Source organism: Pseudomonas sp. AAC (assembly GCF_000725445.1).
In the GTDB taxonomy this organism is placed as follows: Bacteria; Pseudomonadota; Gammaproteobacteria; order Pseudomonadales; family Pseudomonadaceae; genus Pseudomonas; species Pseudomonas citronellolis.
Window position 1 is genome coordinate 426,520 of record NZ_KL647095.1, and the last position, 14,473, is coordinate 440,992.

12 protein-coding genes are annotated in these 14,473 nt (G+C 69.3%); 8 read left to right on the plus strand and 4 right to left on the minus strand.

Going from position 1 to position 14,473, the window contains the following annotated elements:
* Positions 1-4: 4 nt before the first annotated feature.
* From FG99_RS07465 to FG99_RS07490, 6 genes are all read left to right on the plus strand, one after another.
* A complete protein-coding gene (locus tag FG99_RS07465) occupies positions 5-901 on the plus strand; it encodes a GNAT family N-acetyltransferase (protein ID WP_043269118.1) in 897 nt (298 codons plus the stop codon).
* 44 nt (positions 902-945) lie between these two features.
* Positions 946-2,361 (plus strand): PIG-L deacetylase family protein, encoded by a 1,416-nt coding sequence (locus FG99_RS07470; protein WP_043268527.1) that lies wholly within the window; start codon positions 946-948, stop codon positions 2,359-2,361.
* 75 nt (positions 2,362-2,436) lie between these two features.
* Entirely contained in the window at positions 2,437-3,861 is a 1,425-nt protein-coding gene (gene hldE / locus FG99_RS07475) for a bifunctional D-glycero-beta-D-manno-heptose-7-phosphate kinase/D-glycero-beta-D-manno-heptose 1-phosphate adenylyltransferase HldE (RefSeq protein WP_009613552.1), read from the plus strand.
* A 258-nt stretch (positions 3,862-4,119) separates the two neighbouring features.
* On the plus strand, positions 4,120-5,403 hold the full coding sequence (locus FG99_RS07480) for an acyl-CoA dehydrogenase family protein (RefSeq protein ID WP_043268530.1): 1,284 nt from the start codon (positions 4,120-4,122) through the stop codon (positions 5,401-5,403).
* Positions 5,404-5,414: 11 nt separating this feature from the next.
* Positions 5,415-6,623 carry an acyl-CoA dehydrogenase family protein gene (locus FG99_RS07485; protein ID WP_043268532.1) on the plus strand — a complete coding sequence of 403 codons (1,209 nt, stop codon included), beginning with the start codon at positions 5,415-5,417 and terminating at the stop codon, positions 6,621-6,623.
* Positions 6,624-6,910: 287 nt separating this feature from the next.
* Entirely contained in the window at positions 6,911-7,996 is a 1,086-nt protein-coding gene (locus tag FG99_RS07490; RefSeq protein WP_081884568.1) for an IS110 family RNA-guided transposase, read from the plus strand.
* A 264-nt stretch (positions 7,997-8,260) separates the two neighbouring features.
* On the opposite strand, the gene FG99_RS07495 is transcribed toward FG99_RS07490, so the two are convergent.
* The 4 genes from FG99_RS07495 to FG99_RS07510 all read right to left on the minus strand — a co-directional run bounded on the left by FG99_RS07495 (position 8,261) and on the right by FG99_RS07510 (position 11,845).
* Positions 8,261-9,172, minus strand: a complete 912-nt coding sequence (locus tag FG99_RS07495) for a hypothetical protein (RefSeq protein ID WP_043268534.1) — start codon at positions 9,170-9,172, stop codon at positions 8,261-8,263.
* A 309-nt stretch (positions 9,173-9,481) separates the two neighbouring features.
* A complete protein-coding gene (locus FG99_RS07500; protein WP_043268536.1) occupies positions 9,482-10,285 on the minus strand; it encodes an aldo/keto reductase in 804 nt (267 codons plus the stop codon).
* Complete coding sequence (locus tag FG99_RS07505; protein ID WP_043268538.1) at positions 10,282-11,457, minus strand: NAD(P)/FAD-dependent oxidoreductase; 1,176 nt, start codon at positions 11,455-11,457, stop codon at positions 10,282-10,284. The genes FG99_RS07500 and FG99_RS07505 overlap by 4 nt, the downstream gene beginning before the upstream one ends.
* 55 nt (positions 11,458-11,512) lie before the next feature.
* Entirely contained in the window at positions 11,513-11,845 is a 333-nt protein-coding gene (locus tag FG99_RS07510; RefSeq protein WP_043268540.1) for a DMT family transporter, read from the minus strand.
* Positions 11,846-11,957: 112 nt separating this feature from the next.
* Between FG99_RS07510 and FG99_RS07515 the strand changes: the two genes are divergently transcribed.
* Together FG99_RS07515 and waaA are read left to right on the plus strand one after the other, a co-directional pair.
* Complete coding sequence (locus tag FG99_RS07515; protein ID WP_043268542.1) at positions 11,958-12,836, plus strand: LysR family transcriptional regulator; 879 nt, start codon at positions 11,958-11,960, stop codon at positions 12,834-12,836.
* A gap of 132 nt (positions 12,837-12,968) precedes the next feature.
* The gene (waaA, locus tag FG99_RS07520) at positions 12,969-14,237 is read left to right on the plus strand and encodes a lipid IV(A) 3-deoxy-D-manno-octulosonic acid transferase (RefSeq protein ID WP_043268544.1); all 1,269 of its coding nucleotides are present in this window, start codon (positions 12,969-12,971) and stop codon (positions 14,235-14,237) included.
* The last annotated feature ends 236 nt before the right edge of the window (positions 14,238-14,473 follow it).

Here is a 14,473-nt window from a genome sequence, read left to right on the forward strand (position 1 = left end):
GGCCCTGCTCGATCGCCTGCGCTGCTTCCGCGAGCGCGGCTGGACACCCATCGACGCCGCGGCCTACGCCGAGGCCTGGCAACGCTTCGGCGGCAGCGTGGCCACCCACCCGCAGGTGGTGGAGCGCCTGGCCGGCCTGGCCGGCATCCCGGTGCGCTACCTGGGCTGGGTCGCCGACGGCCAGCTGCGCGCCGCTATCCCCACCTGGGGTCGGCACCTGGCGCTGTCCAAGGACGTGCTCAAGCGCGAAGGCAAGAAGGCGCTGTTCGACCTGGGCAACGCCGAGGTCATCCTGCCGGTTGCCGAGGACGCGCGGATCGCCCTGCGCCACCGGGTGCGCTACCTGTCCGAGTTGAACCAGCAGCAGGTGACCGACGCCCGCCGGCAGGATGAAGAGCTGGCGCTGAACCGCGCGCCGGCGGACTTCTCGAAGAAATTCCGCTACAACCAGCGCCGCGAACTGCGCCTGCTGGAAGAGGCGGGCGGCGTGCTGCAGCCGATGGACGAGCTGAGCCCGGTCGAGCAGGCGCGCATCTACGCCGAACTGTTCCAGCGTCGCTGGGGCTTCGAGGTGCCGGGCAAGGCGCGCCTGGCCGAAGTGCTGGAACTGATGCGCGAATTCATGCGCGGCTCGCTGGTGCGCCTGGACGGCGAGCCGGTGGCGATCCAGATCCTCTACCGCGTCGAGTCGCCGAAGTGGATTAGCGTCGAATACATCAACGGCGGTGTGGCCCCGGAGAACCGCGAGTTCAGCCCCGGCAGCGTGCTCACCCACGTCAACACCCAGCAGGCCTGGGCCGAGGCCGAGGCGCTGGGCAAGCCGCTACGCTATTCCTTCGGCCGCGCCGACCGCGAATACAAGGACCGCTGGTGCCACCGGGTGCCGGTGTTCCAGGTGTAAATGCTCGAAATGCTCTTCGTAGGAGCAGACTCCGGAGAACTCCCATGAGCGCCCGCAAGCAGCAACTGCTCAAGGCCCACCGCCGCAAGAAGCGCCTGGTGCTGCTGGTCGCGCTGCTGGCGCTGGCCGCCCTCGGCGTGTTCGCCCCCTGGTGGAGCGTGCCGCTGGCCGTGCTGCTGGGCTGGGTGGCCCACGAGGCCTGGTTCGCCGACCACCTGTTCTACTCGCCGCGCGACGACTACCGCTACGACTTCCCGGAAGGCCAGCTGAGCCTGCCGGCCTCCCTCGGCCCGCATGGCCTGCACGTCGCCACCGATGCGCTGCCCGCGGACCACGAGACGCTGCTGCTGCAGATCCGCGTCAAGGCCAACTGGCTGGGGCGCTGGCTCGACCCGCAGGTGCTGATCGAAGGCAGCGAGGGTGTCGACCGCCAGGACTTCGAGCGCGGCGTGAACGGCGTGCGCTACCTCAACCTGTCCGGCCAGGGCGCGGCCCTGCGCGGCGGACACCTGCGCATCCGCGGCCGCCACTGCCGCCTGGACAGCCAGGGCACCCTGCACGCCTTCCACAACCCGGACTACGCCGAATGCCGGCTGATGGTGATCGCGCCCCACGCCGACGACGCCGAACTGGCCGCCTTCGGCCTGTACAGCCGCGCCGCCGAGGCCAGCATCGTCACCCTCACCCAGGGCGAGATCGAGGCCGAGCACTACCAGCGCCTGGGCCTGGACCAGGCCGCCGCGGCACGCCTGAAGGGCCGCCTGCGTACCTGGGACAGCCTGGCTGTGCCGCTGTGGGGCGGGGTGCCGGCCGGCCGCTGCGTGCAACTGGGCTACTACTGCCTGCAACTGCCGGCGATGTGCGGCGAACCGGACAAGGGCTTCGGCTCGCGGGAGTCCGGCGAGAGCGACATCCGCGACCTGCGCCGGCACAACCCGCTGCAACTGCCGGCCGACGCCGACGGCGTGCCCAGCTGGAACAACCTGGTGGCCGACCTGGCGGCACTGCTGGAGCACTTCCGCCCCGAGGTGCTGGTCACCCCGCACCCGCAGCTGGACCCCCATGCCGACCACGTGCACGCCACGCGGGCGCTGTGCGAGGCCATCGAGCGCAGCGCCTGGAAGCCGCAGACCCTGCTGTTCTACGCCAACCACCTGCACGACAACGACCGCTGGCCCATGGGCCCGGCCGAGGGTGGCGTGGCCCTGCCGCCGTGCATCGAGCCGCTGCCGGCCGACGCCCTGTGGAGCCCGACGCTGGACGCCGCCACGCGCCTCGACAAGGCCCAGGCCCTGGCCATGCAGCACGACCTGACCGTCCCGCTGCCGGCCAAGAAACGCCTGCGCCGGCTGATCCAGCGGGCCCTGGCCGGGCGCTGCTGGCCGGCCTTCGGCGAGGACGAATTCTTCCGCAAGGCGGTGCGTCGCCACGAGCTGTTCTGGGTGCGTCCGCTGCGCTGAACGACCGGCGCCCGGCGCGAGGCCGGGCGAGCGGCTATGGTATTATCCGCGGCGATTTCGACCTGCGGAGTTCCCATGAAACTGACCATGCCCCGTTTCGATCAGGCCCCTGTGCTGGTGGTCGGCGACGTGATGCTCGACCGCTACTGGCACGGCGCGACCTCGCGCATCTCGCCCGAGGCTCCGGTGCCGGTGGTGCGGGTCGAGCAGCATGAGGACCGCCCCGGCGGCGCGGCCAACGTCGCGCTGAACCTGGCCGCCCTGGGCGCCCCGGCCTTCCTGGTCGGCGTCACCGGCGAGGACGAGGCCGCCGCCAGCCTGGCCGACAGCCTCGGCGCGGTGGGTGTGACCACCCGCTTCCAGCGCATCGCCGGGCAGCCGACCATCGTCAAGCTGCGCGTCATGAGCCGGCACCAACAGTTGTTGCGGGTGGACTTCGAGGAACCCTTCAGGACCGACGCCGAGGCCCTGGCCCGCGAGACCGAAGCGCTGCTGGACCAGGTCCGCGTGCTGGTGCTGTCGGACTACGGCAAGGGCGCGCTGAAGAACCACCAGGCGCTGATCCAGGCCGCGCGCAAGCGCAACATCCCGGTGCTGGCCGATCCCAAGGGCAAGGACTTCTCCATCTACCGCGGCGCCAGCCTGATCACCCCGAACCTCTCCGAATTCGAGGCCATCGTCGGCCGCTGCCAGGATGAGAACGAGCTGGTGGCCAAGGGCCTGAAGCTGCTCGGCGACCTGGACCTGGGCGCCCTGCTGGTGACCCGCGGCGAGCACGGCATGACCCTGCTGCGCCCCGGCCACCCGGCGCTGCACCTGCCGGCCCGCGCCCGCGAGGTGTTCGACGTCACCGGCGCCGGCGACACCGTGATCTCCACCCTGGCCGGCGCCCTGGCCGCCGGCGAGGACCTGCCGCAGGCCGTGGCCCTGGCCAACCTGGCCGCCGGCATCGTCGTCGGCAAGCTCGGCACCGCGGCCATCAGCGCCCCCGAACTGCGCCGCGCGGTGCAGCGCGAGCAGGGCTCCGAGCGTGGCGTGCTGGGCCTGGAGCAACTGCTGCTGGCCATCGAGGATGCCCGCGCCCACGGCGAGAAGATCGTCTTCACCAACGGCTGCTTCGACATCCTCCACGCCGGCCACGTCAGCTACCTGGAACAGGCCCGCGCCCAGGGCGACCGGCTGATCGTGGCGGTCAACGACGACGCCTCGGTCTGCCGCCTGAAAGGCCCGGGCCGGCCGATCAACAGCGTCGACCGGCGCATGGCGGTGCTCGCCGGCCTCGGCGCGGTGGACTGGGTGGTGAGCTTCAGCGAAGACACCCCCGAACGCCTGCTCGCCCAGGTGCGCCCGGACGTGCTGGTCAAGGGCGGCGACTACTCCGTCGACCAGGTGGTCGGCGCCGACATAGTCGCCGGCTACGGCGGCGAAGTGCGCGTCCTCGGCCTGGTGCCGAACAGCTCCACCACCGCCATCGTCGAAAAGATACGTCGTAAGAATTAGCTGGAAGCTGGAAGCTGGAAGCTGGAAGCTGGAAGCTGAAAGCGAGAGCCGCACACTTCTAGCTTCTAGCTTCTAGCTTCTAGCTTCTAGCTTCTAGCTTCTAGCTTCTAGCTTCTAGCTTCTAGCTTCTAGCTTCCAGCTTCCAGCTTCCCACCCACTGACCGCCGCGCCAGCGCGTCCCGGCAAAGCGGTCATGGTCCCCCCGCCGCTTCCCGGCGCATGATCCCGGCATCCCATCCCCGCGTGGAGCGAGATGCCATGACCACCGACGTGCAGGGCCGCGCCCTGGCCGTGCTCAACCGGGTGGCCCAGGCCGACTGGCCGGACCGCCTGAAATTGCGCAAACCCTTCGAGAAACTGCTCTACACCGGCAGCCGCACCGGCTTCCGCATGGCCAGCCAGCGCGCTGCCAAGCAGCTCAAGACGCCGCGCAAGGTCGACCCGGACGGGCTCTTCGACCTGTCGCTGTCCGACGAACAGCAGATGCTGGTGGAAATGCTCGAAGGCTTCGCCGCCGAGGTGCTGCGCCCGGCCGCCCACGATGCCGACGCCAACGCCGGGGTCCCCGCCGAACTGCTCAACCAGGCCCTGGAACTGGGCCTGGCCTACTACGGGGTGAACGAAGTGCACGGCGGCATGGCCGGCGAGCGCACCGTGCTGACCAACGCGCTGATCGCCGAAGCCCTGGCCCGCGGCGACCTGAGCCTGGCCGCGGCGCTGCTGGTACCGTTGTCTGCGGCCAACTGCATCCGCCGCTGGGCCAGCCCGCAGCAGCAGGCGCAGTGGCTGCCGGCGTTCGTCGGCGAGGATGGCCCGCCGCTGATCGGCATCGCCGTGGGCGAGCCGCAGCTGCTGGCTGACGCCGCACAACTGAAGACCCAGGCGCGCAAGCGCGGCCGCCATTACCTGCTGTCCGGTGAGAAGTGCCTGGTGGTGCGCGGCCTGGACGCCAGCCAGTTGCTGATCGCCGCACAGACTGCCGACGGCCCGGCGCTGTTCCTGGTCGATGCCGCCGCCAGGGGCGTGGAACGCCGCCCCGAACCGGCCATGGGCCTGAAGGCCGCCGGCACCGCGCGCATCCGCCTGAAGAGTGTGAAGGTGGCCGCCGAACGGCGCCTGGCCGCGGAGAAATTCGACTACCAGGCCTTCCTCGACCTCAGCGGCCTGGCCTGGTGCGCCCTGGCCCTGGGCACAGCGCAGGCGGCGCTGGACTACGTGACCGGCTACTGCAACGAGCGCGAGGCCTTCGGTGAGCCCATCAGCCACCGCCAGGGCGTGGCCTTCATGGTCGCCGACATCGCCATCGAACTGGACGCCATGCGCCTGATGACCTGGCGCGCCTGTGCCCTGGCAGAGCGCGGCCAACCGTTCCATCGCGAGGCCTACCTGGCGCGCCTGCTGTGTGCCGAAAAGGCCATGAAGATCGGCACCGACGCCGTGCAACTGCTCGGCGGCCACGGCTTCACCAAGGAACACCCAGCCGAGCGCTGGTATCGCGACCTGCGCGCCGTGGCCGTGATGGCCGGCGGCCTGCACCTCTGAGGAGCGCCTGCATGTACCTGGAAACCCCGAAGAAATTCCGCGGCCTGGTCAACCAGGCGCACCAGGTGGCGGAAAACTACCTGCGGCCGATCTCGCGCAAATACGACAAGGCCGAGCACGCCTACCCCAAGGAACTGGACCTGTTGGCCGCGCTGCTGGACGGCATGAACGCCGGCTCGCCGGACGCCGTGGGCGCCACCTCGGCCAGCAAGCGCAAGGGCGCGGCGGCGGAGGAGGGCGTGAAGAACGGCGGCAACCTCTCCGCCTGCCTGGGCGTGATGGAAATGTGCTGGGGCGATGTCGGCCTGTTGCTGGCCATGCCGCGCCAGGGCCTGGGCAACGCCGCCATCGCCGCGGTGGCCAACGACGAACAACTGAAACGCTTCGGCGGCACCTGGGCGGCCATGGCCATCACCGAACCGGGCTGCGGCTCGGACTCGGCGGCCGTCCGCGCCACTGCCACCCGCGATGGCGACCACTACGTGCTCAACGGCGAGAAGATCTTTGTCACCTCCGGCGCCCGCGCCGACGCCGTGGTGGTCTGGGCCACCCTGGACCGCGGCCTGGGCCGCGCGGCGATCAAGTCCTTCGTGGTGGAGAAGGGCACCCCGGGCATGACCGTCACCCGTCTGGAGAAGAAGCTCGGGATCAAGGCCTCGGATACCGCCTCCATCAGCTTCAGCGACTGTCGGGTGCCGGCGGCCAACCTGCTGGGCAATGCCGAGATCGACGTGCATAAGGGCTTCGCCGGCGTGATGGAGACCTTCGACAACACCCGCCCGCTGGTGGCCGCCATGGCCGTGGGCGTGGCCAAGGCCTCGCTGGACCGCGCCCGCGAATTGCTGAAGAAGGCCGGCTGCCGTTTCGACTACGCCAAGCCGCTGCTCTCCGTCAGCCATGCCGAGGCGACCCTGTACCGCCTGGAGGCCGAATGGGAAGCGGCGCGCCTGCTGACGCTGAAGGCCGCGTGGATGGCCGACAACCGCCAGCCCAACTCCAAGGAGGCCTCCATCGCCAAGGCCAAGGCCGGGCGCGTGGCCAACGAGGTCACCTTGAAATGCGTGGAACTGGCCGGCGCCCTGGGTTACGGCGAGGACGAACTGCTGGAGAAGTGGGCGCGGGACTCGAAGATTCTCGACATCTTCGAAGGCACCCAGCAGATCCAGCTGCTGATCGTGGCGCGCAGGCTATTGGGCAAGACCTCCAGCCAATTGAAGTGATCATTCACATGTAGGAGCGCGCCCTGCGCGCGATTCGCAGGCAGGGCCTGCTCCTACAGGTCGGGGATGCAGCACGCGTAGTGCTTTTCGTAGGATGGGTTGAGCTTGCGAAACCCATGCGGTCATCGGTGATGGGTATCGCTTCGCTCAACCCATCCTACGGGGTTGTGTTTGCCGGGGGGGGGCGTAATTGGATGGACTCACCCTCACCGAGGCGTCGAGGCGCCACGGTGGCGGTCTAAGAAGCCACCGACAGTGAGGGTGAATCCATGAAAAAGCATACGACGATGAATAAGCCGGTGTCTGCAACCGATGTATCGGTGTGCACGACAGTCGCCGTGGATCTGGCGAAAAAGGTCTTCCAGGTGGCGGGGGAAGACGCCCAGGGTCAACTGGCATACGAACAGCGAATCAAGTCGCGTGAAGCGTTTCAGGTGTTTCTGCAGAAGCTGCCGGAGGGCGTGACGGTGCTGATGGAGACCGGTCCTGGAGCACAAGCCTGGGCCCGGCTGCTGCAGGCGCAGGGCAACCTGGTGCGTATCCTGCCGGCCCAGCGGGTGGCCGAGCACCGGAGCGGAGCGAAGAATGATCGCAATGATGCCCACGCCATTCTGCGGGCGGGCCGGGATAGCAGTATTGCGTCGGTGCCGGTGAAGAGCGTCGCGGCACTGGCGATGCAGGCCTGGCACCGTGTCCGGCGGGGCTATGTGCGGCGGCGCACCGCCATGGGTAATCAGATCCGCGGGCTGCTGCTGGAGCAGGGTATCGCCCTGGCGCAGGGGGATGTGGGCTTGAAGCAAGGTGTCACCCGGGTGCTGGAAGACGCTAGACAGCCGTTGCCGGCGCTGCTGCGCGAGCTGATCGACGAGATGCTGAACGAATGGAAACGGCTGGGCGAGCGTATCGCCGCGCTGACCGGGCGTCTGGAAGCCTGTGCCGCCGCCGACCCGACAGCCAAACGGCTGATGACGGTACGTGGTATCGGTCCGATCACGGCTACGGCCTTGCTGGCCAAACAGGTCGAGCCGGAACGTTTCGCCAATGCGCGTCAGTTCGCTGCCTACTTCGGCATCGTGCCCGACCAGCACAGCAGCGGGCAGAAGGTGCGGCTGGGCAAGATGACCAAACGTGGCGACGCCTATGTGCGCAGCCTGATGGTCGTAGGCTCGCATGCGGTGTTGAAGCAACTGCGGCCCGATTCCGAACACCCGGATGATCGGCGCCTGCAGCGCTGGCTACAACGTCTGGGGCGCAAGGGCGCGGCAGTGCGACTGGCCAACCGCAACCTGCGTATCGCCTGGGTGCTGCTGTGCAGCGAACAAACCTACCAGCGCAAGCCGAATGCTTGCCGGGAGATGGAAATGAGCCACTGATCAACGAGTTCCCGCCAACGGGGCGCCAAGTCGCTCCAACCCTTGCTGAAGAACATTGACCCCTGGTCAGACCGTCGCGGATCGATGCCTACGCTCCTACCGGCCTTCGAGGCCTCTTTGTAATCGGCATTCCGCGGGCTTACCCAATGTTGGCCAGAAGCCCGACGTGGCTTCCTCGAACAGGCCTAATACATAGATGCAGTCGGGTTTTCATGTTCAAAAGCGGGTTGACGGTGGGGGTGAGTCCATACATAGGAGCGGGGCTCAGGCCGTGCGCCGGCCCTTGCCGGAATTGCCGTTGGCCGGCGGCAGGCTGTCGAGCCAGTCGCGGAAGCGGATGCGTTCGTCGCGCACCAGCCAGCCGTCCTGCTCCGCGAAGCTCTCCGACAGCCAGATGCCGCGGGTCGCGGCCTTCACTAGTTCGCCCTTGCGCAGGGTGAAGAGCGCGTCGGTGGGCTGGCCGTGTTCCAGCGGCAGCAGGTACAGGTCCGGGCGGCGGCGGTCCAGGCGGGCCACCAGGGGGCCGCTTTCCAGGCGCTCGTCGACGTGGAACAGGCTGACGTCGCGCACGTCCTTGGGCAGCTCCATGCGCAGGTCGTAGACCAGCTGCAGCGAGGCGGTGGGCAGGTGCACGTAGGCCTGCGGGCGCTCGAGTAGACGCAGGGCGCCGGCCTGCACCGGGCGCGCGGCGCCGGACAGCGGCGTCAGCGAGAAGTGGCTGGCCTCGCGGTAGCGCAGGGTGCCCTGGTAGGGCGTCGGCAGCCAGGTGTCGCCGAAGCGCCCGCCGAGCCAGCCGTCGGCGGTTTCCACCAGGCATTCTTCGGCCACTTCCTGGATGGCGGTGAGCAGCGGCAGGTTCAGTTCGTGGGACGGCACGTAGCCGGAAATCAGCTTGAGCACGGTGTCGCCGCGGTCGGCGCGCTGCTGGCGCACCAGCACCCAATAGTCGCGGCCCTGCCAGTTGAGCGTCAGTCGCACCGACACGCCCAGGTTGGCCAGCTCGGCGGTGAAGCGCTGGGTATCGGCCACCTCGACCGGGCGGCGGCGCTCCAGGACCTGGGAGAAATTCAGCGGCAGGCCGAGGCCCTGGTAGACCAGGCTGTCGGGGTTGGCCTCGACCAGCAACGGCAGGGTCTTGAAGGCGGTCGGGTCCTTGCGGGCGAGCGTACGGGGCATGGGCGGTCCTCGTCGTACAGGGCGCATCGGGCCGCCTTCAGGGGTGGGCGGCCTGGCCGATCGTTCCGGGTTGCCAGTGGCTAGGGCGTTGACGGCGAACTTCGAAAACCCTCGATTATTTCGAGGTTAGTCCTGAAAGGCGCTTTGTTTTCGGATGTTTTTCCTGTCAGCGAGCTTTTGGCGGCAATTTTACGTGCCGCGGTTTTTCACCGCGGAGTCTGAGCATGGCACAGGAATGCGCCCTTTGTGTCAACCTTGGGTGACTGCCGATCAACGGTCGTGGCGCCGCCGGATTCGGCCGCCAGGGGCTCAGCCGCCGAGGACTTCGGCCGCCAGCGCGACGTTGTGCCGCAGGTGCTGCGGGTCGATGGTGCCGACGATGGCCGCGCCCACCCCGGGGTGGCCGAACACCAGCTCGAAGCTGGCGCGCACGGGGTCCTGGCCCTCGCCCAGGCAGGCATGGCCGCTGGCCAGGGCCTTCTTCACCAGGATGCCGCGATGCTGCGCCAGGGCATGGTCGATCACCGCTTTCTCGGCCTGTTCGTTGAGGTTGTAGGTGACCATGGCGCAGTCGCCGCGCTGCAGCGCCAGCAGGCCGCCATCGACGGTCTTGCCGGAGAAGCCGAAGCCGCGGATCAGGCCTTCCTGCTTGAGCCGTTCGAGGCTCTCGTAGACCTCGGTGCGCTGCAGGACGTGCAGGTCGTTGCCGTCGGAGTGCACCAGCACCAGGTCGATGTAGTCGGTCTCCAGGCGGCGCAGGCTGCGCTCCACCGACAGGCGGGTGTGGGCGGCGCTGAAGTCGAAGCGCGACTGGCCGTTTTCGAACTCCTCGCCGGTCTTGCTGACGATCACCCAGTCCTGGCGCTGGCCGCGCAGCAGCGGGCCGAGACGCTCCTCGCTGCGGCCATAGGCCGGCGCGGTGTCGATCAGGTTGATGCCCAGTTCGCGGGCCAGCGCCAGCAGGTCGGCGGCCTCGCGGTCGTCGGGGATGCGGAAGCCGCTGGGGTACTTCACGCCCTGGTCGCGGCCGAGCTTGACGGTGCCCAGGCCCAGCGGCGAGACGTTCAGGCCGGTGCGGCCCAGCGGACGGTGCAGTGCGTGCAGGCCGCTCATGGCAGCAGCTCCTCCCATACCGGGCGGGCCAGGGGCGGACGCGGCAGCTCCGGCAGCGGCTGCCCGGCGGCGGGGCGGATGCCGTCGCGGTCCAGGGCCTCGAAGACGCGGTCGGCGAAGTTCGGCGCCAGTGCCAGCTTGGTCGGCCAGCCCACCAGCAGGCGGCCCTGGTCGGCGAGGAAGGCGCTGTCCGGGCGCAGCAGGCCGGATTGCGCCGGCTCGGCGCGGTCCACCCGCAGGGTGGCCCAGCGCGCGGCGGAGAGGTCGACCCAGGGCAGCAGCTTGCGCAGCTCGCGCTGGGCCTCGGCGATCTGTTCGGCTTCGCTGCGGGCCACGCCTTCGGCCTCGGCGATGTCGCCGCCCAGGTACCACACCCACTGGCCGTCGGCGGCCGGGTGGGTGGTCACGGTGACCCGCGGCTTGGGCCCGCCGCCGACGCAGTGGGCGTACAGCGGCTTCAGCGTCGGCGCCTTGAGCAGCACCATGTGCAGCGGGCGGCGCTGCATGGCCGGCTGCTCCAGGCCGAGTTCGCGCAGCAGCGCCTCGTTGCCGGCGCCGGCGGCCAGCACCACGCGCTGGGCGCGGATATCGCGGCCGTCGACGCGCAGGCCGACCAGCTCGTCGCCTTCGCGCAGCGGCTCGATGCGTTCCCCGGCCAGCAGGCCGTCGCCGCCCAGCACCGCCAGGTGGGCGATGAGGCTGGGCACGTCCAGCACCAGTTCGGAGAGACGGTAGGCCTTGCCCTTGAAGGCCTTGTCCTGCAGCGCCGGCGGCAGTTCGTCGCCCTTCACCTGGGCGACGCGGCTGCGCACCGCCTTGCTGGCGAAGAAGCTGGTGAGGTTGCCGGCCAGGCCGCCCGGCGACCACAGGTAGTGGGCGTCGGAGAGCACGCGCACGCCGCGCAGGTCCAACTCGCCGTCGCCGGCCAGGCACTGGCGCCACAGCGAGGGCATGTCGGCGATGGCTTCCGAGGCGCCGGTCAGCGCGCCGTGCAGGGCGTACTTGGTGCCGCCGTGGATGATCCCCTGCGAGCGCATGCTCTGCACGCCGCCGAGCGCGGTGTTCTCCACCAGCACGGTGGAATAGCCGGCACGGCGCAGGCGGGCATTCAGCCAGAGGCCGGCGATACCGCCGCCGACGACCAGGATGTCGGTGCTCAGGGGTTGGGTCATGGAAGGGCGCGCCTCGCGTGAAACGAAGCGCGCAGTATAACCGAGGGGCTATGGCTCAGTGGCCGACGCTGCGCGAGAACAGCTGGATCACCACCACGCCGCTGACGATCAGGCCCATGCCCAGCAGCGCCGGGGTGTCGAGTTTCTGCTGGTAGAGCACCAGCGCGGCGACGCTGACCAGCACGATGCCCAGGCCGGCCCAGATGGCGTAGGCGATGCCCACCGGGATGCTGCGCACCACCAGGGTGAGCATCCAAAAGGAGATGGCGTAGCCGACGATCACCAGCAGCAGGGGCAGGGGCGTGGACAGGCCTTTCACCGACTTCAGCGAAGCGGTGGCGATGACTTCGGCGACGATGGCGATGGCGAGATAGAGATAGCCGGGCATGTTCAGTCCTCCCCAGGGGTGGCCGGGCGGCCGGCCGATGTTGCGAATAGCGACATTCTAGTGTTCCCGGCGATGGGATAAAGTCATTACCTATCTGAAAGGGAGATAGGCCATGCAGTGGAACCTGGACCAGTTGCGACTCTTCGTCAGCGTCGCCGATCAATCCTCCTTCTCGGCGGCGGCGCGCCAGCTCAAGCGCGTGCAGTCGGCGGTCAGCTCGTCCATCGCGCTGCTGGAGAGCGATCTGGGCGTGAGCCTGTTCGACCGCAGCAGCGGCCGCCAGCCGGTGCTGACCCAGGAGGGCAGGGCGCTGCTCGACGAGGCCCGCGAGGTGCTGCGCCAGTGCCAGCGCCTGGAAAGCCGGGCGATGGCCCTGGTGCGCGGCGAGGAAGCGCGCCTGCGCCTGGCCCAGGACGAGGCCATGCCCTACCAGCCGGTGCTTTCCGGCCTGCAGGCGCTGGCCCGGGCCTTCCCCACCCTGGAGGTGCAACTGGCCAGCGGCGCCCAGGGCGACGTGGCGCGCAAGCTGCTGGAGCGCCGCGCCGACCTCGGCCTGCTGTTCCACCACGAGGGCATGCCGGACGAACTGGAGCGCCAGCACCTGGGCACCATCGAGATGGTCACCGTGTGCGGCGCCGGCCACGTCCTGGCCAGCCTGGACTACGCCGATCGCCGCGAACTGGCGCGGCACCGCCAGCTGCTGATGGCGCCGCAGGACAGCCACTACCCGGGCGGCGAGCAGATCAGCCCGCTGGTGTGGCGCGCCGACAGCTTCTACGCCATGGCCGAACTGCTGATGCGCGACCTCGGCTGGGCCTGGCTGCCGCGCCACGTGGCGCAGTACCCGGCCTACCAGCCGCTGCTGGTGGAGCTGGCCAGCGACTGGACGCCGCCGCCGCTGGTGGTGGAACTGGTCTGGCGCCGCGACGAGCCCCTGGGCCCGGCGGCGCAGTGGCTGGGCGAATGCTTCGCCGAACACCTGAAGGAATAGGAGGCACGACTGTAGGAGCGAGCTTGCTCGCGAACGGAGTCCGCAGCGGGATTTGTTCGCGAGCAAGCTCGCTCCTACGAAGAGCGGCCCGCATGCGCGAACCTCCGGCGTTATTTGCTACTCTCCGCCGCCATGAACCGGACTCTCTATACCCTGCTGTTCCACCTGGGCCTGCCGCTGGTCGCGCTGCGCCTGTTCCTGCGTTCGCGCAAGGCGCCGGCCTATGCCCGGCGCATCGGCGAGCGCTTTTCCTTCGGCCTGCCGGCCATGCAGCCGGGCGGTATCTGGGTGCACGCAGTATCGGTGGGCGAAAGCATCGCCGCAGCGCCCATGATCCGCGCCCTGCAGCAGCGTTATCCACAGCTGCCGATCACCGTCACCTGCATGACGCCGACCGGCTCCGAGCGCATCCGCGCGCTGTTCGGCGACAGCGTCCAGCACTGCTACCTGCCCTACGACCTGCCCTGGGCCGCGGCGCGCTTCCTGAACCGGGTGAAGCCGCGCCTGGCGGTGATCATGGAAACCGAGTTGTGGCCCAACCACATCCACCAATGCGCCCGCCGCGGCATCCCGGTGGCGCTGGCCAATGCGCGCCTGTCCGAGCGCTCGGCCCGCGGCTATGCGCGCTTCGAAGGGCTGACGCGGCCGATGCTCGGCGAGATGAGCTGGCTGGCGGTGCAGACCGAGGCCGAGGCCGAGCGCTTCCGCCGCCTGGGCGCGCGCCCGGAGTGCGTGAGCGTGACCGGCTCGATCAAGTTCGACCTGAGCATCGACGCCGAACTGCTCGCCCGCGCCACGGCCCTGCGCCACGACTGGCAGGCCGAGGGCCGGCCGGTATGGATCGCCGCCAGCACCCATGCCGGGGAAGACGAGATCGTCCTCGCCGCCCACCGCAAGCTGCTGGAAACGCACCCGGACGCCTTGCTGATCCTGGTGCCGCGCCACCCGGAACGCTTCGACGGCATGTTCGAACTGTGCCGCCGCGAGGGCTTCGCCACGCTGCGCCGCTCCAGCGGCGAGCCGGTGCAGGCCGCGACCCAGGTGCTGCTCGGCGACACCATGGGCGAACTGCTGTTCCTCTACGCCCTGGCCGACGTCGCCTTCGTCGGCGGCAGCCTGGTGCCCAACGGCGGGCACAACCTGCTGGAGCCGGCGGCGCTGGGCAAGCCGGTGCTGTCCGGGCCGCAGCTGTTCAACTTCCTCGAGATCGCCGCGCAACTACGCGAGGTCGGCGCCCTGCGCGAGGTGCTGGATGCGCCGACGCTGGCGGTGGCAGTGGGGCAGCTGTGGGACGAGCCGGCGGTGGCGCAGCGCATGGCGGAGGCTGGGTTGGGGGTGCTGAAGGCCAATCAGGGGGCGTTGCGGCGGCTGCTCGACGGTCTGGCGCGGTTGTTGGGCTAGGGCCTTTGTAGGAGCGAGCTTGCCCGCGAACGGAGTTTCCCGGTCATGGCGGCGCATGAGATCACCACTGTCCCCTCTCCCCAGCCCTCGGCTGCGCGCCCCGCCCTGAAGGGAGAGGGGGCTTGTTCGTGCCGAGAGAAGGAATGGTTTCAATCGGAAATCACGGTGCTAGCCGGCTGACTCCAGAGCATCAAACCCTGCCCAACGGTCCCCTCTCCCTTCAGGGAGAGGGTTAG